This window comes from Streptomyces sp. NBC_00096, assembly GCF_045041305.1.
In the GTDB taxonomy this organism is placed as follows: Bacteria; Actinomycetota; Actinomycetes; order Streptomycetales; family Streptomycetaceae; genus Streptomyces.
The window spans coordinates 7,096,813-7,121,716 of sequence record NZ_CP108221.1; the positions used below are offsets into that span (position 1 = coordinate 7,096,813).

Annotated in this window: 21 protein-coding genes; 12 read left to right on the forward strand and 9 right to left on the reverse strand. The window is 74.2% G+C overall.

The genetic code is table 11. The features are described 5' to 3' along the window. Positions 1-47 precede the first annotated feature (47 nt). The gene (locus OG904_RS31670) at positions 48-173 is read left to right on the forward strand and encodes a hypothetical protein (RefSeq protein ID WP_405496895.1); all 126 of its coding nucleotides are present in this window, start codon (positions 48-50) and stop codon (positions 171-173) included. 83 nt (positions 174-256) lie between these two features. Next, positions 257-931, forward strand: a complete 675-nt coding sequence (locus tag OG904_RS31675) for an SMI1/KNR4 family protein (RefSeq protein ID WP_405496897.1) — start codon at positions 257-259, stop codon at positions 929-931. Between the two features lie 34 nt (positions 932-965). Here the strand turns inward: OG904_RS31675 and OG904_RS31680 are convergent, their stop codons facing one another. The 3 genes from OG904_RS31680 to OG904_RS31690 form a co-directional block, all read right to left on the reverse strand. Then, positions 966-1,754 carry a RimK family alpha-L-glutamate ligase gene (locus OG904_RS31680; RefSeq protein WP_405496899.1) on the reverse strand — a complete coding sequence of 263 codons (789 nt, stop codon included), beginning with the start codon at positions 1,752-1,754 and terminating at the stop codon, positions 966-968. After that, positions 1,751-2,695 (reverse strand): RimK family alpha-L-glutamate ligase, encoded by a 945-nt coding sequence (locus tag OG904_RS31685; protein ID WP_405496901.1) that lies wholly within the window; start codon positions 2,693-2,695, stop codon positions 1,751-1,753. Before OG904_RS31685 ends, OG904_RS31680 begins: the two co-directional genes overlap by 4 nt. Before the next feature lie 196 nt (positions 2,696-2,891). Further along, positions 2,892-6,290, reverse strand: coding sequence for a hypothetical protein (locus tag OG904_RS31690; protein WP_405496903.1), 3,399 nt, complete (start codon positions 6,288-6,290; stop codon positions 2,892-2,894). 233 nt (positions 6,291-6,523) lie between these two features. Between OG904_RS31690 and OG904_RS31695 the strand changes: the two genes are divergently transcribed. The 6 genes from OG904_RS31695 to OG904_RS31720 are packed head-to-tail and all read left to right on the forward strand — an operon-like array spanning position 6,524 to position 12,151. Beyond that, a complete protein-coding gene (locus OG904_RS31695) occupies positions 6,524-8,269 on the forward strand; it encodes a sensor histidine kinase (protein WP_405496905.1) in 1,746 nt (581 codons plus the stop codon). Beyond that, entirely contained in the window at positions 8,266-8,667 is a 402-nt protein-coding gene (locus tag OG904_RS31700) for a roadblock/LC7 domain-containing protein (protein ID WP_328296735.1), read from the forward strand. The genes OG904_RS31695 and OG904_RS31700 overlap by 4 nt, the downstream gene beginning before the upstream one ends. Next, a complete protein-coding gene (locus OG904_RS31705; protein WP_405496907.1) occupies positions 8,664-9,026 on the forward strand; it encodes a DUF742 domain-containing protein in 363 nt (120 codons plus the stop codon). Before OG904_RS31700 ends, OG904_RS31705 begins: the two co-directional genes overlap by 4 nt. After that, a complete protein-coding gene (locus OG904_RS31710; protein ID WP_405496909.1) occupies positions 9,007-9,684 on the forward strand; it encodes a GTP-binding protein in 678 nt (225 codons plus the stop codon). Before OG904_RS31705 ends, OG904_RS31710 begins: the two co-directional genes overlap by 20 nt. Further along, positions 9,681-10,919: a cytochrome P450 gene (locus OG904_RS31715; RefSeq protein WP_405496911.1), complete on the forward strand. Its 1,239-nt coding sequence runs from the start codon at positions 9,681-9,683 to the stop codon at positions 10,917-10,919. The genes OG904_RS31710 and OG904_RS31715 overlap by 4 nt, the downstream gene beginning before the upstream one ends. After that, positions 10,916-12,151 carry a cytochrome P450 gene (locus OG904_RS31720; RefSeq protein WP_405496913.1) on the forward strand — a complete coding sequence of 412 codons (1,236 nt, stop codon included), beginning with the start codon at positions 10,916-10,918 and terminating at the stop codon, positions 12,149-12,151. Before OG904_RS31715 ends, OG904_RS31720 begins: the two co-directional genes overlap by 4 nt. A 427-nt stretch (positions 12,152-12,578) precedes the next feature. Here OG904_RS31720 and OG904_RS31725 read toward each other — a convergent pair whose 3' ends face one another. The 3 genes from OG904_RS31725 to OG904_RS31735 all read right to left on the reverse strand — a co-directional run bounded on the left by OG904_RS31725 (position 12,579) and on the right by OG904_RS31735 (position 15,029). After that, the gene (locus OG904_RS31725) at positions 12,579-13,307 is read right to left on the reverse strand and encodes an anti-sigma factor family protein (protein WP_405496915.1); all 729 of its coding nucleotides are present in this window, start codon (positions 13,305-13,307) and stop codon (positions 12,579-12,581) included. Further along, positions 13,304-13,885, reverse strand: a complete 582-nt coding sequence (locus OG904_RS31730) for a sigma-70 family RNA polymerase sigma factor (RefSeq protein WP_405496917.1) — start codon at positions 13,883-13,885, stop codon at positions 13,304-13,306. Before OG904_RS31730 ends, OG904_RS31725 begins: the two co-directional genes overlap by 4 nt. 145 nt (positions 13,886-14,030) lie before the next feature. Then, complete coding sequence (locus OG904_RS31735; protein WP_405496919.1) at positions 14,031-15,029, reverse strand: DUF1996 domain-containing protein; 999 nt, start codon at positions 15,027-15,029, stop codon at positions 14,031-14,033. A gap of 206 nt (positions 15,030-15,235) precedes the next feature. Between OG904_RS31735 and OG904_RS31740 the strand changes: the two genes are divergently transcribed. Further along, the gene (locus OG904_RS31740; RefSeq protein WP_405496921.1) at positions 15,236-16,537 is read left to right on the forward strand and encodes a tetratricopeptide repeat protein; all 1,302 of its coding nucleotides are present in this window, start codon (positions 15,236-15,238) and stop codon (positions 16,535-16,537) included. Between the two features lie 13 nt (positions 16,538-16,550). Here OG904_RS31740 and OG904_RS31745 read toward each other — a convergent pair whose 3' ends face one another. Beyond that, on the reverse strand, positions 16,551-16,853 hold the full coding sequence (locus OG904_RS31745) for a putative quinol monooxygenase (protein WP_405496923.1): 303 nt from the start codon (positions 16,851-16,853) through the stop codon (positions 16,551-16,553). A 127-nt stretch (positions 16,854-16,980) separates the two neighbouring features. On the opposite strand from OG904_RS31745, the gene OG904_RS31750 reads away from it, so the two are divergent. Further along, positions 16,981-17,718 (forward strand): DUF1838 family protein, encoded by a 738-nt coding sequence (locus tag OG904_RS31750; RefSeq protein ID WP_405496925.1) that lies wholly within the window; start codon positions 16,981-16,983, stop codon positions 17,716-17,718. Here OG904_RS31750 and pip read toward each other — a convergent pair. Beyond that, positions 17,702-18,715: a prolyl aminopeptidase gene (gene pip, locus OG904_RS31755; protein WP_405496927.1), complete on the reverse strand. Its 1,014-nt coding sequence runs from the start codon at positions 18,713-18,715 to the stop codon at positions 17,702-17,704. The two genes, OG904_RS31750 and pip, sit on opposite strands and share 17 nt — an antisense overlap. A 473-nt stretch (positions 18,716-19,188) precedes the next feature. Here pip and OG904_RS31760 point away from each other — a divergent pair, with 473 nt between their 5' ends. Both OG904_RS31760 and OG904_RS31765 read left to right on the forward strand, forming a co-directional pair. Continuing rightward, positions 19,189-20,961 carry a S8 family peptidase gene (locus OG904_RS31760; protein WP_405498371.1) on the forward strand — a complete coding sequence of 591 codons (1,773 nt, stop codon included), beginning with the start codon at positions 19,189-19,191 and terminating at the stop codon, positions 20,959-20,961. A 238-nt stretch (positions 20,962-21,199) separates the two neighbouring features. Beyond that, a complete protein-coding gene (locus OG904_RS31765) occupies positions 21,200-23,974 on the forward strand; it encodes an AAA family ATPase (protein ID WP_405496929.1) in 2,775 nt (924 codons plus the stop codon). Between the two features lie 6 nt (positions 23,975-23,980). Here OG904_RS31765 and OG904_RS31770 read toward each other — a convergent pair whose 3' ends face one another. After that, positions 23,981-24,892, reverse strand: a complete 912-nt coding sequence (locus OG904_RS31770; RefSeq protein ID WP_405498373.1) for a glycoside hydrolase family 19 protein — start codon at positions 24,890-24,892, stop codon at positions 23,981-23,983. Positions 24,893-24,904 lie beyond the last annotated feature (12 nt).

Below are 24,904 nucleotides of genomic sequence, written 5' to 3' on the forward strand. Positions count from 1 at the left end.
CCGGATGCGAAGCTGCGGGGACCACCACACACCATCAGGGGGACACCATGACCCGCAAGCGCGCCGCGGCCGCCGCCGTATCAGTCCTGCTCGCCCTCACCGTGACCGCGCTCGGCGCGAGCGCCCAGGCCCACGCGGCCGCGGGCGACAAGAAGGTCGAGGTCATCAAGTAGCGGGAGGACGGGAGTGCGCCGGGCCCCGCCCGCCGCCGGAAACCCGCATGCCCGTGCGGTGCGCGTCCCGTTAGCGTGTGCCCATGAGTGAGGACATGTGGACGGGCGTGCGGGAGCGGGTGCTTCGGATTGCCGGGCATCCGGGAGCGGACGGGGTCTTCGGGGCGAAGGGGCACGGCTTTCGACTCGGGCCGGTCCTGGGGGAGGAACAGCTCCGGGACCTGGAGGCGGACCTGGGTGTCGGTCTGCCCGCGCAGTACCGGAGCTTTCTGCTCGGCGTCGCAGGAGGGGGAGCCGGCCCCGGCTACGGCCTGATGACACCGGCCTTGGGTGACGCTGGGTGGCAGTGGCTGGGAGCGGGACTCGCCGGCCCTTCCCAGACGACCACCGCCGGGATCGCCGGACGGCCCTTCGTGGCCGAGGCGTTGCAGAGCGAGCTCACCGCTCTGGAGACGCAGGAGCCCGAGAAGGACGCCTTCGCGAGCGACGACGCGTTCCGTGCCGCGCACGCGGACTGGGACGCGCGCTACGAGGAGCTGTTCGACGCCCAGGAGGCGGGTGCGGTGTTCCTCAGCGAGCAGGGCTGCGCGTACACCTGGCTGCTGGTGATGACGGGCCCGCATCGAGGCGCCATCTGGGAGGACCTGCGAGCGGCGGACGGAGGGATCGTGCCGACCGGGCACGACTTCGCGGACTGGTACCGGAGTTGGCTCGAGCGCACCGAGCAGGACCTCGGTCTCACCCCGCCCGCGGCCTGAGCTGCCGAGTCCCCAACCTGACTGGGCAATACACCTAGCCCTTGGCCCGTCGCAGGGCCAGTTCCGCCAGGGCTTCGGGGGCGCCCGGCTGTTCGCGGATGCCGGGGAAGGCGTTGATGTCGACGATCAGCGGGGCGCCGTCGGCCGTGGCGATGATGTCCACGCCGTAGACGTCCAGGGAGAAGACCTCGCCGACCCGCCGGGTCAGGTCCGCCCACCCCGCCGGGAGCCGCGGCAGCGGCAGGGTCGGGCCGCGGCCCTCCGGGGAGAGTTCGGAACGGCGCAGGGCGGCGAAGACCTGGTCCCCGATCGCCCAGAGCTTGTGGTCCCAGCCGTTGTTCGGGGCGAAGTCCTGTACCACCACCGGTTCGCCGGGCCAGCTGTCCGCCAGCTCCCGCAGGTCCGCCTCCGCGTCGACGCGGGCCACGAGGTCCCCCCGACGGCTGTGCCGGCTCTTGACGACCACGGGGGAGTCCACGTTCACCCCTGCCGCCCACCGCGCGAGCGCGTCGAAGGTTCGGGTCCCGGCGAACGGCAGCCCGGCCCGGACCGCCAGCTCCGCCATCAGGGTCCGGTCCTGGCAGAGGGTGGTCGCCGCGGCCGAGTTCACCACCGGCGCCCCGCGCTGCTCCAGCCGCCGGGCCAGGTCCAGCCCGCGCGGGGTGTGCGCCTTGAGCAGGTACGCGTCGGCCGGCGCCCCGCGGGCTCCGTCCGACGCGCCCGGATCCACCAGCTCCACCCCGTGCCCGCCGGCCCGCAGCAGCCCGGCGGCCGCCGAGAGCAGCGGATGCCCGGGGTTGTCCGTGATCAGACCGATCCTCATGCGGGGTCCCCCGTGGTGGCGCCCGTGGTCGCGCCCGCGGTGGCGCCCGTCGCGGCCGTCGGGGCCGTGGCCTGCGTGGGGATCGACACCGACGGCCCGGCTCCGCGGTGCGCGGGGAGGGCACCCGTACCGCCGCCCCGCGCGAGGTCCAGTACCGCGCGGGCCACCCGGGCGGCCGCGTCCGGGACCTGGCGGAAGCTCGGGAAGTCGTTCACGTCCACGACCACCGGCCCGTCCGGGCCCAGCAGCACGTCCACCCCGTACAGGTCCAGCCCGTAGACCTCCCCGACCCGCGCGCCGATCTCCGCGATCTCGGCGGACAGCGGCACGAGGCGCTCCGGGACCGGGGCGTCCGGGTGCAGGGGGGAGCGGCGCTCGGTGGCGAAGAGCTCGCCGCCGACCGCGTACACCTTGATGTCGGTGCCCGGGTTCGGCACGTACGGCTGGGCGATGAGCATTCCCTCGCCGGCCAGTTCGGGGAGCATCGCGGCAAGTCGCCGGGGCGAGGAGACCAGGTGCACGGCCCGTCCCGAGCTGCCGTCGGCGGGCTTGACCACCAGCGGGTACTCCGAGTCCGGGATCTCCGCCAGCAGTTCCGGCCGGGCCGCGGCGTACGTCGTCGGCAGCGGCAGCCCCCGGCCCCGGCCGATGGCGGCCGCCAGTGCCTTGTCCCGTACGCCCCGGATCGAGCGGGCGTCGTTGACCGTGGTGGTCCCGGCCGCGGCGGCGGCCTCGAGCAGCGTCAGCCCGGGCCCGCCCGACACCGTCTTGAGGACCCAGGCGTCATGGGCGCCGGCGTCGACCGCCCCGCTCATCCGCAGGAGCGAACCGCCCGGCCGCAGCACATCCACCCGGTGGCCCCACGCCTTCAATTGCCGGACCACCTCGTTCGGCATTCCGTCGTGGCGGTAGTGCTCCTCCACCAGGAAGCAGAGCCTCATGGACCTTCCCCATATTCCCCGGACGTCCGCCGATCCCGTCCGGCGAGTTGTGACGTCACAGGATGTCATGGACCGCAATGTGATGATCGGCCCCGAACGGTCACAGCGTGGGCACCGGTCCCGATCGGCGGCCGTAACGGGTCCTCGGGCGATGCGGAGAGACGGCCAGATCCGAAAGGGACGGCCTGGTCCGGCCCTACTGCGTGGTCGTCGCGAACGCCGCGTCCCTGACCTCCAGCTCCGGGTGCCGGCGCAGTTCGCGCAGGAGTTCGCGCCACTGCGGCGGCCAGCCGTGGAGGGGGCCGATGCCGTCGGTGAGGGCGGCGGCGAAGAGGCCGGACGCGGCGCCGCCGTCCGCGGCGAGGGCCCGTACGGACTCCAGGGCCGTGGCGGGGTCCGGCAGGGGGTCCCCGTAGCAGTACCGGGTCTTCAGCTGCGAGGCGGTGGCGCGCGCCAGGCCCGGCCGGCCGCTGTGGGCCGCGACCAGGTCCCGCAGCGCCGCCAGCTGTCCCGCCGGGTCAGAGGGCTCCGCCCGCAGGTCGACGGCGCGCAGCAGCAGGTCCACCCGGGCCTCGATCAGCAGGGGTTCGTCCGCCAGCTGGCGCAGCACCGCCTCGCGCACGGCCGGGACCGCGCCCAGCCCCGAGTGGATCGTCAGCTCCCGCAGCCGTCGCAGGGCCGGCCGGTCGCGTGTCTCCTCCGCGTCGGGTTCCGTACCGGACCGCGCGGTACGGAGCAGCTCCGCCACGGCCCGGTGGAACTGGCTGCCGGGCTCCGCGCCGCCCACCGGGTGGGGCAGCCCGGAGGTCGCGACGTCGGCGAGGGCCGAAGCGGCCGGGCGTGCGCCGGCGCCCGGCGAGAGGTCACAGACCGCCAGCCGCAGGGTGTCCGCGGCCTCGGGCGCGTACGCCACCCACTTCGGCAGGCTGTAGTAGGACGAGAACGCCCCGTCGGCCGAGGCGGCGCCCGTCTCGACGGCAGTGGCCACCAGGCGGGCGTAGCGCGGCCGGTGCTCCAGCGGAACGTCCAGCAGATCGGTGTGGACGATCGGGAACCGGCCCTCCCGGGGCCCCCGGGCGGCTGACTCCAGCAGTTCCCAGGCGGGCTCCGCGGGCAGCAGCCCGAGGGCGAGCCGCACGGCCGTGTCCTTCAGGTCCCGGTGGGCCCGCGGGTCCCGCCCGATCCGGCCCAGCAGCCCGGCCGCGAGCGTCGGCGGCAGCAGCCGGGCCGCCAGCCGGGCGGCCTCCTTGCGGCTGGTCACCTTCACGCCCCGGTCCGGGTCGAGCAGTTCGGTGAGCCGCCCCGCGAGCAGGGAGGGCGGGGTGGCGGCCGCCGACCGGCCGGCGGCGTAGAGCGCGACCCGGGCGCGGTCGTCGCCGCCGTGGGCGAGCAGGTCGTCCAGGGCCGCGGCGGGTTCGACCGTCCGGGCCGCCGCGGCCAGCGCCGCCTCGGCCACCAGCACGTCCGCGGAGCCCGCGAATTCCCGTACGAGGTCCAGCCCGTGGTCGGGGATCAGCGCCGCTTCACGGATCAGCGACGCCCGGTCGTACAGCGGCCCGGGGTCTTCGCGGACGGCGGCCGCCGCGAGGCGGGCCGCCGCCTCCTGCTGGCGCGGCAGCCACCGGGAGGCCTGGGCGAAGTCCGGCAGCGGGCGGGCGGAGCCCTCGGGCAGGAACCGCCCGTACGGCGGGCGCGCGGTCAGCATGACGTCCAGCAGGTCGGTGCGGTGCCGGGACAGGACCTCCCGTACGCGCCTCAGCGCGGCCGCCGACGGCTCCCGGGCCAGCAGCTCCACCGCTCGTTCCTCCCGCGTCGCGGGGTCGGACAGCCAGGCGTCGGCGAGCGCCGGGAGCGTCCCGTCCGCACACCGCTCCAGTGCGTCCGCGAGCATCAGCTGGAGCTCGGGCAGCCGGTCCGAATCGGTGTCGAGGAAACCGGCCAGTTCGACGAGCGGGCCGAAGTCGCCCTTCTCGGCGGCCCGTTCGGCCCACGGGCGGAGCGCTGCGAACACCTCGGACTGTCTGCCCCGCCGCGCGGGCCATTCGTACCCGCCGAGCACGGCCCCGCCGGTGTGGTCGACGAGGCGGCGCAGGCCGCGCAGCGCCCAGTCGAGCAGGGCGGGTCCGGCGGCGGGCTCGGCGAGCACACCGAGGACCAGGCTCCGGACGGAGTCGCGGGTGCCGTGGGAGGCGTCCCGGGCCCGGAGGGCGTCCAGGACGATCGTGTCCAGGTGCCCCGGGGCCTCCGGGGAGTCCAGCAGGGCGGCCGGGAGGTCCACCAGTTCCGCGAGCACGGCGGAGCGTACGGGATCGCGCTCGTTGCGCAGCCGGCCCGCGATCAGGGCGAGCGCCCCGGCCACCGCTCCGGGGTCCCCGGAGCGGCCGGCGTTGTCGACGAGCAGGACCCAGGCGTCCGCACGCAGTTCGGCGTCGGAGCCGGCGCAGGCGGCCAGGATCTCGGGGCGGGCCTCGGCCACCGGGAGGCAGACGAGGGCGGCGGGCAGCTCCCCGGGCGCCAGCCCGTCGGCACGCTGGCGGGCCACGGCGACCCGTATCTCCGCGTACCGCCGCTCGGCCGGGAGGAGGTCGAACAGTGGGTACACGCCGGTCGCCAGGGCCCAAGTGGAGGGCACGAGGCCCTGCGTGAGCCCGTCGTAGAAGGCCTCGCGGCGGGCCGGCGGCAGGGCCTTGAACAGGGTGGCCAGCTGCTGGGGACGGGGCCGCAGCCAGCGCCGCCCGAGGAGGGGCAGCGAGGGCGGGTCGGCCTGCGCCAGCCGGCGCAGTACGGAGGGCGCGGGCGCGGGCGCGGGCTCGTGGCGCCGCTGCTCGCGCTGCGGGTCGGCCAGCCACCGTACGAGGCGTTCGGCGTCGGCGGCGGCCAGCACCCCGAACCGGTCCCGCAGGGTGGGCCCCAGCGCGCCGGGGCCGTGGCGCTCCAGCAGGCCGAGCACGCGCAGCGGTTCGGCGGGAGCGGCGGCGGCCAGCCCGGGGGCGCGCCGCGCCCACCAGGAGTCCCGCAGCGCGGTGGGGAGCCCGGAGAGCTCGGCGTCCGCCTGGTCGAGCACCGGTCCCGGGTGGCGCAGGGCCAGGCGGACCCAGTCGGTGACGGAGTCGGCGAGCTCCGGCAGCAGCCGGGCCACGGCCTCGGGACCGCAGGCGGGCAGCAGGGCCGCGGCCTCGTGGTCGCCCCATTCGGTCCGCAGCCGGGGGAGGAGGGCTTCGGCGAGCGCGGTGCGTCCGCCGCGCCGGACGGTCCGGGTCAGCTGCCCGCGGACCTCGGCGGAGGCGTCGGCGTAGGCCGCGGCGATCGCCTCGTCCGGCACCGGAAGGGAGCGGGTGGCCCGCAGGGCGTAGCCGCGGACCACCGGGTCGGGGTCGGCGAGCCGGGCCGAGAGGTACCCGGTGTGCCGCCCGGCGAACGCGGCGAGCGCCGCCAGCCGCCGCTCGTACCGTCCCCGGCCGTGCAGTTCGGCCAGTACGGCGTCCAGCTCGCCGGTGGCCGCGAGGTCCCGGGCGGTGGTGGCGGCCAGGCGCAGCCGGGCCCGGTGGGGGAGCGGTTCGAGCGAGGCGAGCAGCTGTTCGGTGAGGCGCGACATGGGGTCAGTGTGCTGGGGGGAGCGGGTGGGGCAAAACGGGTTTTGGTCCCGCGGGAGGCTGCTGGATGTTTGAACTTCCGTGAGCACGAAACGTCACAGAAGGCTACTTAACGGTCATCGATGATGTGAAAACTTGTCAGACGCTGTCCAAAAGGATCAACAACTCTCCTATAGTGATGCCTCGTTGCCAGGAACCTTCTCCTCCATTTACGCCCGGTATGAGGCTTTGATTGATGACGGCGTCGCCCTCCCCCCTTCGCCCCTCCGCGCTGGCCCTGCTGATCACCGCAGTGGCCGGTGGCGCGCTCTCCACGGCGGCGGTGGCCGCGGCCCCGTCGTCCATCCGCACCCCCCTCGCCTGGTTCTCCGGCGCGGGCGTACTGCTGCTCGCGGTCGCGGCCTTCGCCGTGACCTGGTCCGCGCGCACGTCACGGATCCAGCGCGGCCGGATCTCCGGCCTCGCCGCTGAACTCGCCGCCCGCGACGGTCACATCGCCCGGCTGATCGCCGACGCCACCCAGGACGCCGCCGCGCACACCGCCGAACGCGCCCGCCTCACCGGCGAACACGCCGACGCGCTGGGGTGCCTCACGGCCGAACACGCCGCCACGCTGCGGCAGCTGACCGCCGGACACGCCGCCGAACTCGACGGACTCGCCGCCGCCCAGAACGCCTCCCGCGAACGGCTCGGCGGCGAACTGCGCCGCGCCGAGTCGGGCCGGGCCGCCGCCATGGCCGCCGCGGCCAACGCCGCCGGCCGCATGCAGGCCCTGGCCACCGGGATGCTCGCCGACCTGCGCGACATGGAACACCGGCACGCCGACGAGGACGTCCTGGGCGACCTGCTCCACCTCGACCACCGCACGGCCCAGGCCGGCCGCCTCGCCGACTCCATCGCCGTCCTGACCGGAGCCCGTTCGGGCCGGCGCTGGGCGAAGCCCATCGTCATGGAGTCGATCCTGCGCGGCGCGATGGGCCGCATCGGCGGCTACCAGCGGGTCAGGCTGCACTCCACCAGCGACGCCGCCGTCGCCGGGCACGCCGCCGAAGGCGTCATGCACGCCCTCGCGGAACTCCTCGACAACGCGGCGAACTTCTCCCCGCCGACCGCCGAAGTCCACGTCTACGTGGAGGAGGTGCCGTCCGGGATCGTCATCACCGTCGAGGACAGCGGCCTGGTCATGAGCGAGGTCCAGCTGCGCCGCGCCGAACAGGCCGTCACCGCCGAGTCCCTGGACCTGGCCGGACTCTCCGGAACCCGGCTCGGCCTCGCCGTCGTCGGCCGGCTCGCCCGCAAACACGGGCTTACGGTCTCCTTCCGGCCCTCCGCGCGCGGTGGTACGGGCGCGCTGATGATGCTCCCGCAGGACCTGATCAGCCGCACGCCCGCCGAAGCCCCCGCACCGTCACCCGCGATCCCGGCGCAGCCGTCCCCGGGCACCGCGCGCGCAGCCACCGCACCCGGAGCCACGGCCGGAGCCGCCGCGCCCGGAGCCACGGCCGGAGCCGCCGCACCCGGAGCCACGGCCGGAGCCACCGCGCCCGGAGCCACCGCACCCGGAGCCACCGCACCCGGAGCCACCGCGCCCGGAGCCGCCGAGCCCGAGGCCGTCCACGACACCGCGGCCGGGCAGCCCGGTGCCGCCCGCGCGAAGGACCGTACGCCGGACCCGGACTCCGGCGCCGCCGGGGAACCGGACGCCGAATCCACCGGCGAGCACCCGCACTTCGGCGACAGCGGCCTGCCCCAGCGCCGCCGCGGCCGGACCCTGGCCGCCGCCCACCCCGAGGGACCGGACGCGCCGGGCACGCGGACAACCGCCACGCCGGCGCCCACCGGGGCGTCCAGGTCGGCCGCTCGCTTCGGCAGCTTCCGCCAGGCCGTCCGCGGCACCGCGGCCCCGGGCGCCACGGACGGACCCGGCGACGAGCAGCAGCCCGAGCACACCCCAGACCTGGAAGGCAACACGCGATCATGACCGGCTTTACCACCGACGAGACGCTCAACTGGCTCCTGGAAGGCCTCCTGGAGCGCACACCGGGCGCCCGCCACGCCCTCGTGCTCTCCCGCGACGGCCTCAAGCTGTGCCGCACCCCCGAGCTCTCCGTCGACCAGGCCGACCAGCTCGCCGCCATCGCCGCAGGCATCCAGAGTCTGTCCCACGGGGCGTCCATCGAGTTCGGCGACGGAACCGGCGGAGTCCGCTCCGCCATGGCCGAGTTCTACGGCGGGATCCTGTTCATCGTCGAGGCGGGCGAGGGCGCCCACCTCGCGCTCGTCGCCACCGAAGAGGCCGATGCCGGCCTCGTCGGCCACAACATGTCCGAACTGGTCGAGCAGCTCGGCGAACACCTCATCGCCAGGCCCCGGGGATGAGCCGCCCCCGGCCGGGCCGGGACGATTCCCCGGACCGGCTCTACACCCTCACCGGTGGCCGCAGCAGCTCCGGCTCCGACGTCTTCGACCTGGTCACCCTGGTCGTCGCCGAATACGACCCGGTGCCCGGGATGCAGTCCGAGCACGCGGCGATCCTGCGGATGTGCCAGTTCCCCACGGCCGTCGTGGAGATCGCGGCCGAGCTCGGACTGCCGGTGTCGATCGTCCGGATCCTGCTGGCCGACCTGCTCGGAACCGGACGGATCAGCGCCCGGCACCCTCGTACGGCGAACTCGGCGTACTGCCTTCCCGACCCCGACATCCTGGAGCAGGTGCTCGTTGGACTCCGCAATCTCTGACGCGACGATCCCCGACGCCGCGCGGACACCCACCTCCGAACCGTTCCAGCCCCGCAGGGCCCTGCGCAGCACCGCCGACAACGGACTCAAGATCGTCATCGTGGGCGGCTTCGGCGTCGGCAAGACCACCATGGTCCGCTCGGTCAGCGAGATCCGCCCGCTGAACACCGAAGAAACCATGACCAAGGCCGGCGAGGCCGTCGACGACATCGACGGGATCGCCGGGGTCGCCGGAAAGACCGCCACCACCGTGGCCTTCGACTTCGGGCGCATCACCCTCGACGCCCGCAACGTGCTCTACCTCTTCGGCGCCCCCGGCCAGGAGCGGTTCTGGTTCCTCTGGGACCGCCTCTTCTCCGGCACCCTCGGCGCGGTCGTCCTCGTCGACACCCGCCGCCTGGCCGACTCCTGGTACGCCATCGACCGGCTCGAACACCACGGCACGCCCTTCGTCGTGGCCTGCAACGACTTCGGCGGACCCGCACACACCCCGGAGCAGATCCGCGCCGCGCTCGACCTGCCGGACGGCATCCCGCTGGTGTTCTGCGACGCCCGCTCCAGGGAGTCCAGCAAGCACGTCCTGATCTCCCTCGTCCAGCACCTCCAGACGGCCGCCGCGCCCCGCCCCCTGCCCCAGACCCCGGAGCCCACCCCGTGACCTGCCCCGTCGCCCCCGAGCACCAGCCCGTCTACCTCGGCGGCCCCCGGTTCCAGACCGACCCCGTCGAGCTCTACCGGGAGATGCGCCGCGACCACGGCGCCGTCGCCCCGGTCGTCCTCGACGGCGACGTACCGGCCTGGCTGGTCCTCGGCTACCGCGAACTGCACCAGGTCACCAGCGACCCGGTGCTCTACTCCCGGGACTCCGAGCTGTGGAACCAGTGGGACCGGATCCCCGCCGACTGGCCGCTGCTCCCCATGATCGGCCGCAAGCAGCCGTCGATCCTCTACACCGTCGGCGAACGCCACCGCGAGCGGGCCGGAGTCATCTCCGACGCCCTCGAGTCCGTGGACCCCTTCGAACTCAAGGGCCACGCCGAACGGTTCGCGGACGAGCTGATCGACCAGCTGTGCGCCAAGGGCTCCTGCGACATCGTCGGCGAATACGCCATGCTGCTGCCGCTGCGCGTCCTCGCCCGCCTCTACGGATTCTCCGACGAGCAGGGCCCCGGCCTCGTCACCGCCATGAACGACATGATCAACGGGCGGGAAGGCGCCCTGGAGGGCCAGCGCCACCTCGCCGAGTCCATGTTCGCGCTGCTCGCCGCGAAACTGGCCGGGCCCGGCCCCGACGTGGTCTCCCGGATGCTCGCCAACCGGGCCGGCTTCACCGTGGAGGAGGTCGCCCAGGACCTCATGGTGATGATGGCCGCCGGCCACCAGCCCACCGCCGACTGGATCGGCAACTCCCTGCGCCTGATGCTCACCGACGACCGGTTCGCCGCCTCCCTCGCGGGCGGCCGGCACAGCGTCGGCGAGGCCATGAACGAGGTCCTGTGGGAGGACACCCCCACCCAGAACGTCGCCGGCCGCTGGACCTCCCGCGACACCCACCTGGGCGGTCAGCGCATCGGCCGCGGCGACCTCGTCCTCCTCGGCATCGCCGCCGCCAACGCGGACCCGCACGTGCGCACCGACGCCGCCGCCCTCACCGGCGGCAACAACGCCTTCTTCTCCTTCGGGCACGGCGAACACCGCTGCCCCTTCCCCGCGCAGGAGGTCGCCGAGGTCATCGCGCGCACGGGCATCGAGGTGCTCCTCGACCGGCTGCCCGACGTCGACCTCGCCGTGCCCGCCGGGGAGCTGGCCCGCCGCCCCTCGCCCTGGCTGCGCGGACTCACCGCCCTTCCCGTGACCTACACCCCGACCCCCGCCCTTGGAGCCACCCGATGACGTGCCCGATCGACCACACCGGCCCCGCGGCCATCACCCTGGACCCCTTCGTCACCGACCTCGACGCCGAGAGCGCCGCGCTGCGCGCCGCCGGCCCGCTGGTCCAGGTGGTCCTCCCCGGCAACGTCGGCGTGTACGCCGTCACGCACCACGCCGAGGCCCGCAAGCTGCTGACCGATCCCCGGATCGTCAAGGACATCAACGTGTGGGGCGCCTGGCAGCGCGGCGAGATCCCGCTGGACTGGCCCCTGATCGGCCTCGCCAACCCGGGCCGCTCGATGCTCACCGTGGACGGCGACGAGCACCGCCGCCTGCGCACCCTGGTCGCGCAGGCCCTGACCGTACGCCGGGTGGAGAAGCTGCGCGCCGGCATCGAGGCGCTGACCACCGGGATGCTGGACGAGCTGGCCGCGCTGCCGGCCGGCGAGACGGTGGACCTCAAGGCGCGGTTCGCGTACCCGCTGCCGATGAACGTCATCAGCGACCTGATGGGCGTCGACGCCGAGGAACACCCGCGCCTGAAGGCCCTGTTCGAGAAGTTCTTCTCGACGCAGACGCTGCCCGAGGAGGTGCCGCAGATGATGGCGGACCTCGGCGCACTGTTCTCCCGCATCGTCGAGTCCAAGCGCGGGAACCCGGGCGACGACCTCACCAGTGCCCTCATCGAGGCCTCGGAGGACGGTGACCACCTGACCACCGAGGAGATCACCAACACCCTCCAGCTGATGGTCGCGGCCGGTCACGAGACCACGATCAGCCTGATCGTCAACGCGGTCGTCGCCCTGGAGAGCCACCCCGAGCAGCGCGCCCGCGTCCTGAAGGGCGAGGTTGCGTGGGAGAACGTCATCGAGGAGACGCTGCGCTGGTCCACCCCGACCTCGCACGTCCTGATCCGCTTCGCCGCCGAGGACGTCGAGGTGGGTGACCGGATCCTGCCCAAGGGCGCGGGCCTGATCGTCTCCTTCGGCGCCATCGGCCGCGACGAGGCCCAGTTCGGCGAGACGGCCGGGGACTTCGACGTCACCCGCACCCCGAACCGCCACATCTCCTTCGGCCACGGCCCCCACGTCTGCCCCGGCGCGGCCCTCTCCCGCCTGGAAGCCCTGGTGGCCCTCCCGGCGCTCTACACCCGCTTCCCGGACCTCACCCTCGCCGTCCCCCCGACGGACCTCCGCAACAAGCCCATCCTGACCCAGAACGACCTCTTCGACCTCCCGGTCCGCCTGGCCTGACCCGCCGGACTCGTGTCCGGTCGGACCGACCATCCGGACAGGCCCTTCGGTACGAAGGGTGAACGGCGTCGAAGACACCGGACCCCTGCGGACGACAGGGGTCCGGTTTCTCCCCGGACCCGATGGACTTGGCGCTGCGGTTTCGTCCGTGCAGGTCGTGATGCAGGTGAAGCTCGTGCCGTCTCCGGAAGGACTCCGAGCGGTACCGGCGCATCGCGCACACTCCGATCAGGTTCAGGCCCACGGCGGCCCAGGCCTACGACGACCGGTGCCTGTCCTGGCGGTACGACGCCCGGACCGTCAGCATCCTGACCAGCACCGGGCGTAGTCCACGCCGCCGGTGTGCGCAATTGGGTGGCAAGCCGGAGCCCGGGAGCTGGACATGCTCCCGGGCTCCGTCACGTTCCCCGGCCGATCGGCGGGCCGGTTACGTGGCCACCGGGACCGAGACGAACTGCTTGCCCGACTCGTTCTCCACCAGGACGGCCCGTACGTCCGCGGGGTCCACCGCCGCCGATCCGTCCAGCGCCGCGCCCTTGCCCTCGCCGTGTTCGGCGGTACCGACCACCCAGCCGCCCGCGACCGTGCGCGTACCGTCCCGGGAGACCACGACGATGCGGCAGCGCTCGCCCGCCCGGATCCCCGTCACCGCCGCGTGCACCCTGACCCACTTGGCGGCGGGCGTCACCTGTACGGTCATCCGCGCGCCCGTGCCCGCATCCGTCGCGGAAGCCACCTTGGTCCCGGCCGCCGGCGGCGAGGGCTGAGCCGAGACCGTGGGCGTCGGCGGCGGCCCGGCCTCAACCTCGATGCTGTCGCCGCCCAGCCGGGTCCCGGCCCAGAACACGGCGGCCAGCGAGGCCGCCACGGCCAGTCCCGTCAGCGCGCCCCGGCGCCGGCGCGCCCCGGCCACCTCCTGGCGCATCTGTCGCAGGGTGCGCTGCAGCAACAGGTCCCCGCCCTGCGGCGGACCGTCGAGGAACGCCTCGGCCGGGACCTCGCCCAGCGCCGCCTCCATCTCGCGCAAAGCGGTCACCTCCTGACGGCACTGCACGCAGCCGTCCACGTGTTCCTCGACCCGGCGGACGTCCGCGTCGTCCAGGACGCCGAGGACGTACGGGCCGAGCAGTTCCTCCTCGTGCCGCTGCCGGTTCATGCCACCACCTCCTGGAGTCCGCCGGGCCGCTGGGAGGGCCCGCCCGTACGTGTGTTTTCCCTGAAGACTTCCCGCAGTGCCTTGAGCGCGTAGTGCGAGCGCGATTTCACCGTGCCCGCCGGGATGCCGAGGGTGTCCGCGGTCTCGGCGACGCTGCGCTGCCGGTAGTACAACTCCGTCAGCACGTCCCGGTGTTCCGGCGACAGTCGGTCCAGTGCGCCCAGCACGGTCATCGTGTCCACCACCGCGTCGGCGTGGTCCGCCTCCACCGGCGGATGGGCCGGCGAGCCGGAGACCTCCGGCGGCCTGGCCGCCTTGGCCCGGTACCGGTCGGTGATGATGTTGCGGGCCACGGTGAGCAGCCAGCCGCGCACCGAACCCTTCCCGTTCACCAGGGCCTCGGAATGGCGCCAGGCCCTGATCAGGGTCTCCTGGACGATGTCCTCGGCCGCGGCCCGGTCTCCGGTGAGCCGGGTGGCGTACGCGAGCAGGGCATGGCCGTGCTCCTCGTACACCGACTTGATCAGAGCTTCGTCGGTCGTGCCCCGCCGATTGCGGGGCCACAGTGGTCCGGCCATCTCACCCTCTCCGTCTTCCTCGCTCACCTGGTGCGGTCACAACACGCCGCGCGCGGGCGCCGGGTTCAAGTGACCTGCGTCACTCCCGCTCCAGCGGGCTCCGCTCAGGCCCCGGCCCGCTCAGGCCCGGCCCGGCCCGGCCCGGTCAGGTCCGGCAGATACGGCCCTGGTTGAGGCAGTCCACGACCTCGGCCATCCGCTGCCCGGTCATCACGTTCACGAACATCCCGTGGTCCGTCTTCGGGCTGTGCCGCTGCTCGGGGAAGGAGTCGACCGCCACCGGGACGCCGGCCGGCACCTCGTAGGCCAGGGAGATCCGCAGGGTGGGCACCGGGAAGGTGCCCTGTGGGCAGACGCCGTTCGCGGCCGGGAAGAGCAGGTGCGAGCGGTGTCCGGGGCTGGTCGTGTCCAGACCGTTCCAGCAGCTCGGGAAGGTGAGCGTACGGGTGAGGCGCTCGTCCGCCGGACAGCGCGGATAGCGGGTGGTGGACCGGTCGGGGAAGCCGGAGCAGCCCCAGCGGGCCCGGACGTCCGCGTCCGTGTCCGCCGTGAGGGCCACCGCGTCCCCGGTCATCGCGTTGAGGAACCTGGGCATCGCCACCACCTTGCTGACCGGACTGCCGAGGAACTCCACCGACACCGCCGCCTCGGGCAGGATCCGGCCCGTGTTGCCGTGGCCCGCCGAACCCTCGTGGGGATGGTCGCCCGGCAGGTCCGTGCGGCGCAGCACCGGCCAGTAGTACGTGGAACGGTCCCCGCCCGCGCAGCTGGTGGCGGCCGCGTCCAGCGAGGCCTCGGTGGAGAAGGCGTCCGTGGACATGTTCCCGACGTAGGCATGGGTGTGGTGGGCGCCGGAGCGCAGCCCCGGGGAGACCACCAGGTTGTCCTCGTTGTAATGGCCCTCCGCGTTGCGGCCGCAGTCCACCGACACCCCGCCCGTCGAGGCGTCCGGGCCGCTCGCGCGGGGCTCGGCGGGCCCGGGCGGGACCTCCCGGATGTCCACGTAGTCACCGGGCGCGGGACCGGCGGACGCCGCCGTCGGGCGCGGGCCACCCACTCGCGCGGCCCCCAGCGCGGCAGCGGCCAGCCCGCCTGCCAGCACCAGGCAGATCAGCAGCGTGAGCAGTCGGTGTTCGTTCCCCATGCGGGTCACGGTTGCCGTCCACCCCCGCCGGCGTCAACCGGGAGTCCGCAGGGCGGTCACCTCGCGCCCCCGGCGCCGCGATCCGTTGAAGCTGTTGCACGGGCGGGCCCCGCCGCCCGGGCCCCGCAACCTTTGCCCCCCTTTGACGGTTCACACGGCAAAGCAACCTTCTCGAGCGACCCGCATCGCAAGGAAGGACCACCGCCGTGCCCGCTTCCAACCACCTCCTGCTCCGCCTGATCAGGGAAACCGGCTGGACCTACGAAGCCCTGGCCCGGCGGCTCAACGCGAGGGCGCTCGCGGCCGGCCTCACCACCGGCTACGACCGGACCTCGGTCGCCCACTGGCTGCGCGGCAGCACCCCGCGCGACCCCGTCCCCGGCCTGCTCTGCGAGATCCTCGCCGGCCGCCTGGAGCGGCCCGTCGGCCCGGCGGACATCGGCATGGACCGGGCCGCCGTGGACCACACCGGCCACGACCCGGCCCCCGGTCTGCACGACAGGGCGGCGGAACTCCTCGCCACCGTCCCCGGCCTGCACCCCCACCGCCGGCCCCGGACCGCGGACGAACCGCACCGGGTCCCCGAACAGCGCGACCGGGGTGACGGCGGATACGACGGCGGGGGCCGCGAAGGTCACTGCCACGACGGCGACGCCACCGCGCCCGGCCAGGTCCCGGCCCTGTCCCACACCGCACTGCGCCGGGCCGCCGAGAGCTTCTTCACCGGCCAGGTCGACGCCCTCGGCGGGGACGCCACCGCGCCCGTACTCCTCGCGTACCTCCAGAGCACCTTCCGTACGGTCCTCACCACCCGCGGCGAAGGCTCCCTGTCGGCCATGGAGATCGGCCACGCCGCGCGTACGGTCCTGCTCCTGGCCCGCAGCTACGCCGACCAGTGCTCCTTCGCCGAGGCACGGCGGACCCTGAGCCGGGCCGCCTCCCTCGCGGAGCTGGCGGGCGAGCCCTCCACCCAGGCCATCGCCCTGCGGATGCTCGGCCAGGACGCCCTGGAACAGGGCCACCCGGCCGTCGCGCTCTCCTACGTGCGCCGGGCGCTGGAGGTCGCCCCGCGGGCACCCGTCGCCGTACAGGCCTACGTGGCGGCCCAGGCGGCCCAGGTGCACGCGGCCCTCGGCCACCGCACGGAGGCCCTCGCCTGGCTGGACCGGGCGGACTGGCTGCAGGGCATCGCCGCGAACGACGCGGACCCCTTCCACACCTACCGCCCGGCGGCCCTGCACTTCAAGCGCGCCGTCGTCTTCGGCCTGCTCGGCGACCACCCGTCGGCCCACGCCGCCCTGGACGCCTCGCTGGCCGCCCGCCCCGCACAGCAGGAACGCGCGATCATGCTCACCCACGTGGAGCGGGCCAGGCTCTACCGGCTCAGCGGCCACGAGCGGGAGGCCGACGCCGAACTGCGGTGTGCCGAGGCCCTCAACCGGGGGGTCCACTCCCCGCGTGCCAGCCGGGAGATCGAGCTCCTCGGCCCGGGCGCCCGCCCCCGGTGATCCCGGAGCCCGCTCAGGCCAGCGGTTCGGCGTCCAGCTCGATCACCTCCGCGGGTCCCGCCCGGAACGCGGGGCCTGCCGCGTCGGCCTCGATCATGTGGGGGGTGACGTCGTGCGCGGCGAGCGCCGCTCTCGACGACCACTCCTCGACGAGGACGAACCGGTCCGGGTCGCCGCTCACCCGGTGCATGTCGTAGCGCAGGCACCCCTCTTCGGCCCGCACCACCGGCGCGAGGCGCTCGTAGGCGTCGGTCTGCTCCCGGCCGCGGCCGGGGAGGGTGGTGATGCGGACCAGGAGTCGAACTGTTGATGACATGGGGCGAAGACTAGATCGACAAGTCCGGGCGGCGGAAAGGTTTTTCCGCCGCCCTGAGCCGCCGCCCCGCTCCGCATGGCCGGTCCGGTGCTTGCCCGCCGGTGGCGGACCGAGCACAGTGGCCCGTATGACTCCCGAAGATCTCCTCCGGGCCCTGGCCCGCACCCGTGCCTCCCTCGACGGAACCGAGGTCACCTTCTGGTGGACGGGCGACATCCACTCCTGGGCCCCCGGCGAGCCCTACCAGCGGCTCTTCGGCTTCGAGGGCCTGAACACGGCCCGCCTGGTGGAGGACGAGACGCCCGGGACCTACCAGCTCCTCACCCGCGAGGCCGCGTTCTACCTGGAACCGCGGACCCGCGAGATCCTGGAGACCTGGGAGGACAAGCCGGTGGTCCACGTGTGGAACGACCCCGCGAACCAGCGGTGGCGTCCCTTCCCGGTCCCCATGACCGAACTGGGCGACCAGGTCTGCTTCAGCATGGAGGTGCCGCTCGCCTACCCCTCGCCGCTGCCCGTCGCGCAGTACCCGGCGAACTCGGCCGACGACACCTACCGGGCCCTGGAGCTCTTCCAGTTCTTCGCGCCGGCCTCGGTCCTCACCACCGACGAGCCCAGCGTCCCGTCCACCATGTCCTGGACCCGGATGTCCCCCTGGCTGCCGTGGATGGAGCAGGGACAGCGCCCCGGCGGGCTCACCTTCCACTGCCGGGGCCGCAAGCTCGCCTCCTACGACGAGGTCCCCGAGCGCACCCGCGCGTACGTGGCGGCGCACCACCCGGAGTTCGCCCACGCCCCGGAGAAGTGGACCGAGCCGAACGAGACGAGCTGGACGTACTTCCGCAAGCTCAACCCGCCGGAGTAGGCGCCGGGCCCGGGCCCCGGCCTCCGTCTGCGTCCCGGCCCCGGCCCGCGAACCGGTCGAGGGCGCGCAGCACGAGCTCGCGCGTCGTCGCACCGCCCAGGTGACCCGCGTCCTCGACCACGGTCAACTCCGCACCGGGCCAGGCCCGGGACAGCTCCCACGCGGTGTCGAGCGGACCGCCCATGTCGAGCCGGCCGTGGATCAGGACACCGGGGATGCCGGCCAGCCGGTGGGCCTCGCGCAGCAGCTCGCCCTCCTCCAGCCACGCGCCGTGGGAGAAGTAGTGCGAGCAGATGCGGACGAGGGCGAGCCGGGCGCTCGACGGGCGGCCGGAGTAGGGCTGGGAGGCGCCCTTCGTCTCGCCGGACAGCACCGCGTCCTCCCACGCGCACCAGTCCGCCGTGGCCCGCTCCCGCACCTTCTCGTCGGGGTCCTGGGCGAGGCGTGCGTAGGCCGCGACGATGTCGCCGTCGCGCGGGGTGCCGTCCGCCCCGGCGAGGAACCGCTCCCATTCCTCGGGGAAGTACCGGCCGACCCCGCGGTAGAGCCATTCGATCTCCGAGCGCCGGGTGGTGGTGACGCCGGGGATGACGATCTCGGAGACCCGCTCCGGATGGCGTTCGGCGTAGGCCAGGATCAGCGTGGAGCCCCACGAGCCGCCGTAGAGCAGCCAGCGGTCGATGCCGAGGTGCTCCCGCAGCCGTTCCATGTCGGCGATCAGGTGCGCGGTGGTGTTGTGCCGCATGCCGGTCGCGGGATCGCTCGCGTGCGGGGTGCTGCGGCCGCAGCCGCGCTGGTCGAACAGGACGACCCGGTACCGTGCGGGATCGAAGAGCCGGCGGGCCTCGGAGGTGCAACCCGATCCCGGACCGCCGTGGACGACGAGCGCGGGCTTCCCGTCCGGATTGCCGCAGACCTCCCAGTGGACGAGGTTGCCGTCTCCGACGTCGAGCATCCCCTGGTCGTACGGCTCGATCGGCGGGTGGAGCTCGCCCATGTCCGGGTCCCCTCGGTTCGGTGCGTCAACGGTCCGGACACCCTACGGCGCACTTCGGCCGGGGTGCGAGCGCCGAGTTGAGAGGGGCCGTCAGGAGGCCGGCGGGGGAGTGGCGGGGGACCGGCAGGGGGTGGACAAGGGTTTTCCCCGTATCGCGTTCATCTCGGCGTTGCCTACTGTCTGCCCACCGGCGTTCCTCCCCGTCCGAACGGCCCCCGTGCCCACCCCACATGGCGCGAAGCCACAGGTCGGACCTGCGCCGGTGCCACCGTTGCCCAGCCCCGACGCTGCGGCGGGCGACGTGGTGAGCAGCAGCGTGGCCGGGCGGGCCTGACCAGCCCGTTCCGGTCGCGCGGCAGCAGCTTCCTCACCTCCCACACTGCACCAACCGGCCGTTCCGGCCCGCCCGGGGACGGCCCGCGAAAGGGAACAGCGTGCACGCATCCAGACGTAGGCTCATATCCGTGGTGGCGATGTCCGTCACTCTGCTCGCCGGCTCCGCCGCCACCTCCGTGGCGCTGACCGCCGCGGACCCCGCCCCCGCCTCCCAGGCCCTCCCGGTCGCCGGCGCCCCCGCTGCCGCGCCCGTCGAGAACCTCATCGTGGGATACAAGTCCTCCTCGGCCAAGGCCAGTTCGAACGACGCGGCCGCCGCCGACGTGGAGGTCAAGGGCAAGAAGGCCTCGAAGAAGGCCAAGTTCGAGCGCCGCCTCGGTACCGGAGCCGCGCTCGTCAACCTCGGCGGGTCCACCGCCCCCTCCGACGCGGCCGCCGTCATGGCCCAGTTCCGCGCCGACCCCGACGTCGCCTACGTCGAGCCCGACTCCCGTGCGTACGCCCTCGCCGTCACCCCCAATGACACCGAGTACGCGAAGCAGTGGGACCTCTTCGAGCCCACCGCCGGCATGAACGTGCCGGCCGCCTGGGACAAGGCCACCGGCTCCGGCGTCACCGTCGCCGTCATCGACACCGGTTACGTGGCCCACTCCGACGTGGCCGCGAACATCGTCGCCGGCTACGACTTCATCTCCAGCTCCACCGCCGCCCGTGACGGCAACGGCCGGGACAACAACCCGGCCGACCAGGGCGACTGGAGCGCCGCCGGCGAATGCGGCACCGGCTCCACGGCCAGCGGATCCTCCTGGCACGGCACCCACGTGGCCGGCACCATCGCGGCCGCCACCAACAACGCCAAGGGCGTCGCGGGCATCGCGTACAACGCGAAGATCCAGCCCGTGCGCGTGCTCGGCAAGTGCGGCGGTGCCACCTCGGACATCGTCGACGCCATCACCTGGGCCTCCGGCGGTTCCGTCGCGGGCGTCCCGGCGAACGCCACCCCCGCCAAGGTGATCAACATGTCCCTCGGTGGCTCGGGCGCCTGCACCGCCACCTACCAGAACGCGATCAACGCCGCCGTCGCCCGCGGTACGACCGTCGTCGTGGCGGCGGGCAACAGCAACGCGGACGCGGCCGGCTTCTCGCCCGCCAGCTGCAACAACGTGATCAACGTTGCCGCCACCAACCGTGCCGGGGACCGCTCCTTCTACTCCAACTACGGCGCGATCATCGACGTGGCAGCCCCGGGCGGTGAGACCCGCCGCGGCACCGACACGCCCGGTACCGTCACCACCCCGGAGAACGGCATCCTCTCCACCCTGAACGACGGCGCCACCACCCCCGGCGCCGAGATCTACAAGCCCTACCAGGGCACCAGCATGGCCGCCCCGCACATCGCGGGTCTCGCCGCGCTCCTCGTCTCCGCCAAGCCCTCGCTGACCCCGGCGCAGGTCGAGTCGGCCATCAAGACGAGCGCCCGCCCGCTGGCCGGCACCTGCACCGGCGGCTGCGGCACCGGTCTCGCGGACGCCGCCGCGGCCGTCACGGCCGTGACCTCCACGCCCACCACGCCCACCTTCGAGAACACCGGCGACTTCGCCATCGCCGACAACTCCACGGTGGAGAGCCCGATCACCGTCAGCGGGGTCACGGGCAACGCCCCGGCCGCCCTCAAGGTCGGCGTGAACATCGTCCACACCTACATCGGTGACCTCAAGGTCGACCTGGTCGCCCCCGACGGCTCGGTCTACACGCTCCACAACCGCGCCGGCGGCAGCACCGACGACATCAACCAGACCTACACCGTCAACGCCTCCTCCGAGGTGGCGAACGGCACCTGGAAGCTGCGCGTCAACGACAACGCGGGCGGCGACACCGGCAAGATCGACTCCTGGAGCCTCGGCTTCTGAGCCCGGTCCCGCCCCGGGCCGGTCCCCCGGCCCGAACTCGCCCTGACGGGGCGATAGTACGGACCAAACAGGCCCGCCGGACCTGCCGATACACCGCGTATCGGCAGGTCCGGCGGGTTTTCCTGTCACCTGACTGAATTCTGCGTCACAATCCGGGCCCGCCGGGCATCCGACCTCGTATTGTCGCGTCTCACAGGAAGGGCACAGAAGCGGGGAACCGAAAGGCTGGTGGCTGTGCGTGGTGGCGGCGACGGGGCACGCTGACACGACCGTCGGACACGGCGAACTGATCAAGGCGGTGGACCGCGCGCTGACCACGCACGGACGCGCCCTGCTCACCGGACCGGCCGGATCGGGCAAGACCGAGGTGCTGCGCGCCCTGACCGAGGCCGCCGCGCTGCGCCACGAGACGGTACTGCGCCTCGCCCCCGGAGCCGCCGACCGGTGGATACCCGAAGCCTCCGCCGCCGCCCTCCTCGCCTCCGTCCCGGCCGCCGCGCTGGAACGCCTCTCCGGACCGCAGCGCACCGCCATCGCCCTCCTGCGCCGCGAAACCGACGCGCCCCGCGCCGGCCGCGACCACGTCGCCCTGCGCCTCGCCGTCGTCGAAGTGCTGCGCACCCTCGCCGCCCGCGGCCCCGTCCTGCTCGCGCTCGACAACGCCCAGTGGCTCGACGCGGAGAGCACCGACCTGCTCCGCTTCGCGCTGCGCCTGACGCCACCGCGCGTACGCGTCCTCGCCGCCGAGTGCGTCCAGGGCGGATCCCCGCTCAGCGAGCCCCTCTGCGGACCGGACACCCCCCAGATACGGGTGCCCCCGCTCGGCACCGACGAGGTCGCCGAACTGCTGGTGCGCCGGGGCCTCCCGGCCCGCCTCGCCGGCCGGATCCACCAGGCCAGCGGCGGCAACCCGCGCCTGGCCCTCGCCCTCGGCCACTCCCTCGCCGAAGGCGCCGGGACCCGCGACGGCGGCGCGCACCACGCCGACCCGCTGCCCGTCTCGGGGCAGGCCCGCGAGGTGGCCCGCCGGCTCCTGGCCGTGGTCCCCGCCCAGGCCCGGCGCACCCTGCTGCTCGCCGCCCTCGCCGCGCGCCCCACCACCGCACTGCTGCGCCGGGCCGGCCGTCCCGACGCGGAGGCCGAGCTCGCCGTGGCCGAGCGGGCCGCGCTGGTCACCGTGGAAGAGGACGGCACGATCCGGTTCACCGCCGGAGCCCTGCCCACGGCGCTGGCCGCCGACGCGGGCTGGCCCGAGCGGGCCGCCGGCCACGCGGAGCTGGCCGCCGCCGTCGACGATCCCGTCCAGGCGGTACGCCACCGCGCGCTGGCGGTGGACGCCCCCGACGAGGCGCTGGCCGCCGAGATCACCCGGGCCGCCGCGTCCTGCCGGCGCCGTGGCCAGCGGGCGCTCGCCGCCGAACTTGGCCTGCTCGCCGCCGACCGCACCCCCTGCCACCTGCCCGGCGAGGAACTCGCCCGGCTCGTCGGTGCCGCCGAGGACGCGGGCTGGGCCGGCCGGGCCGACCTGGCCCGGCGGGCCACCCGCGCCGTACTGGCCCGCGACGCCTCGCCCGGCGACCGGGTGCGCGCCCGCCTCGCCGTCATCGACGCCGCCGGCCAGGCACTCGGGACCCTCGACGAGACCTTCGCGTACGCCCTGGCCGACGCCGAGGGAGACCCCGCCCTGCAGGCCGCCGTCGGGCTGCGGATCGCCTGGAAGCACAACCTCAGCGACGGTGACCCGGTGCGCTCCCGCGACGCCGCCGCCCGGGCCGGGGTGCTGGCCCGCAGCGGCGGCGACCAGGTCGCCGAAGCCATGGCACTGACCGTACGGGCCCGCATGGGCCGCATCCTCGGCGACCCGGACGCCGAGGAGATCCTCGCCGGGGCCCTCGCCCTGCCCGCCCCCGAAGTGCCGCTCGGCATGCGCAACGCCCCGCAGTACCTCGCCGTCCGCCATGCCCTCTTCGACGACCGGCTCGCCGACGCCCGGCGGCAGTTGCTCGTCCTGCTGCCCGCCGTGCGGCGCACCGGCTCCGCCGAGGACGTCTTCGAGGTGCTGCGCAGCCTCACCGAGGTGGAACTGCGCCGGGGCAGGTGCGCGGCCGCCACCGAGTACGCCCGCGACGCCCTGGAACTGACCGTCGAGGCGGGCCTCTCGCCCGGCCCCGCCTGGTACGTCGCCGCGATGGCCGAAGCCATGGGCGGCGGCTTCCCGCGCGCCGCCGGATACGCCCGGCGCGGCATCCAGGCCTCCGAGGAGGAGCACGACCAGGTCTTCCTCTCCCGCGGCCTGTACGTGCTCGGCCTGGTCGAACTGGCCACGGGCGAGGCCGCGAAGGCCGTCGCCACCCTGCGCCGCGTCGCCGCGCTGGAGGCCGCCCAGCAGGTGGCCGACCCCTCGATCCTGCGCTGGCACGGGGAGCTCGCCGAGGCCCTGGTCGCCGCCGACGCCCCCGACGAGGCCGCCGAACTGCAGGCCAAGGTCCGTACGACGGCCCTCGCGCTCGGCCGTACCAGTGTGATCGCCGCGCTCGACCGGGCCCGGGGCCTGTGCCTGTCCGCGCACGGCGAGGCCGACGCGGCGGTGGCCCTGCTGGAGGACACGGCCCGGCGCTTCGCGGTCCTGGAACTCCCGCTGGAGCGGGCCCGTACGCTGCTCGCGCTCGCCCGCGTGGAACGCCGCCGGCGCAGGCGCGCACCCGCCCGCGCCGCGCTCGGGGCGGCGGCCGAGGCCTTCGCCAGGGCCGGAGCCACTCCCTGGGCGGAGCTCGCGCGGGAGCCGTCACCGCCCTCGCCCGGCGGCGGGGGCGGCGGGGCGCCGCCGCTGGCCGCCCTCACGGAGGCGGAGGCCCGCCTCGCGGTGCTGGTCGCCCAGGGCGCCAGCAACCAGGAGGCGGCCGCGAAGCTCTTCGTCAGCGTGAAGACGGTGGAAGCCCGGCTGACGCGGATCTACCAGAAGCTCGACGTCCGCTCCCGGGCCCAGCTGGCCACCACCCTGCGGACGCGCTGACCGGTCTCAGCAGCTCAGGTTGGAGCCCGGGGTCACGCCGAGGATCCGGGTGAAACTCTGGTACGCGTTCACCCGGCTCTGGACCTGCGCCGGGTTGCCGCCGTTGCACTCCAGGGAGCCGTTGATGGAGCGGATGGTCTCGCCGAAGCCGGCGCCGTTCACCATGGCCGCGTGGGCGGTCATCGTGCCCGGGCCGTTCTGCGTGTTCCAGTACCAGAGCGCCGTCTTCATGGCGACGGCCGGGTCCTGCTCCACCAGGTAGGGGTTGGCGAGGAGGTTGATGCCGAGGGCGTCGCCGGCGGCCTTGTAGTTGAAGTTCCAGCTCAGCTGGATCGGGCCGCGCCCGTAGTAGGCGGCCTGCCCGGCGGGACAGCCGTAGGGCTGGCCGCTGTCGCAGTAGTGCGGGTAGTTGGCGGTGTTCTGCTCGACGATGTACACCAGCCCACCGGTCTCGTGCGAGACGTTGGCCAGGAAGGCGGCCGCTTCGCGCCGCTTGACGGTGGCATCACCCGTGTTCGCGAAGCCGGGGTAGGCCGACAGCGCCGCGACCAGGCCGTCGTACGTGTAGAAGGGGTTCCGGTTAGGGAACATCTGGTTGAACTGGGCCTCGCTGACCACGAATCCGGAGGGGTTGGGGGTGCCCGGGTCCGGATCGGGGGTCTGGCCGCCACCGCAGACGCCCTGGTCCGACCAGACGCCCCACTGGCCGGTGGTGCCGGGCGTCTCGCCCTGGGTCCACCACTTGGCCTGCCAGTTGTGACCGCCGTACGAGGCACTGGTGCCGCCCGTGTAAACGGTGGATCCGGTCCAGGCTCCGGCGCAGGCGGGAGCCGCGGCGGCGGGGGAGGAGGGAAGGGCGATCGCGAGACCGAGGGTGACGGCAGCGGCGGCGGCCAGCGAGAGGGCGCGGCGGCGCAGGGTGCGTATCAC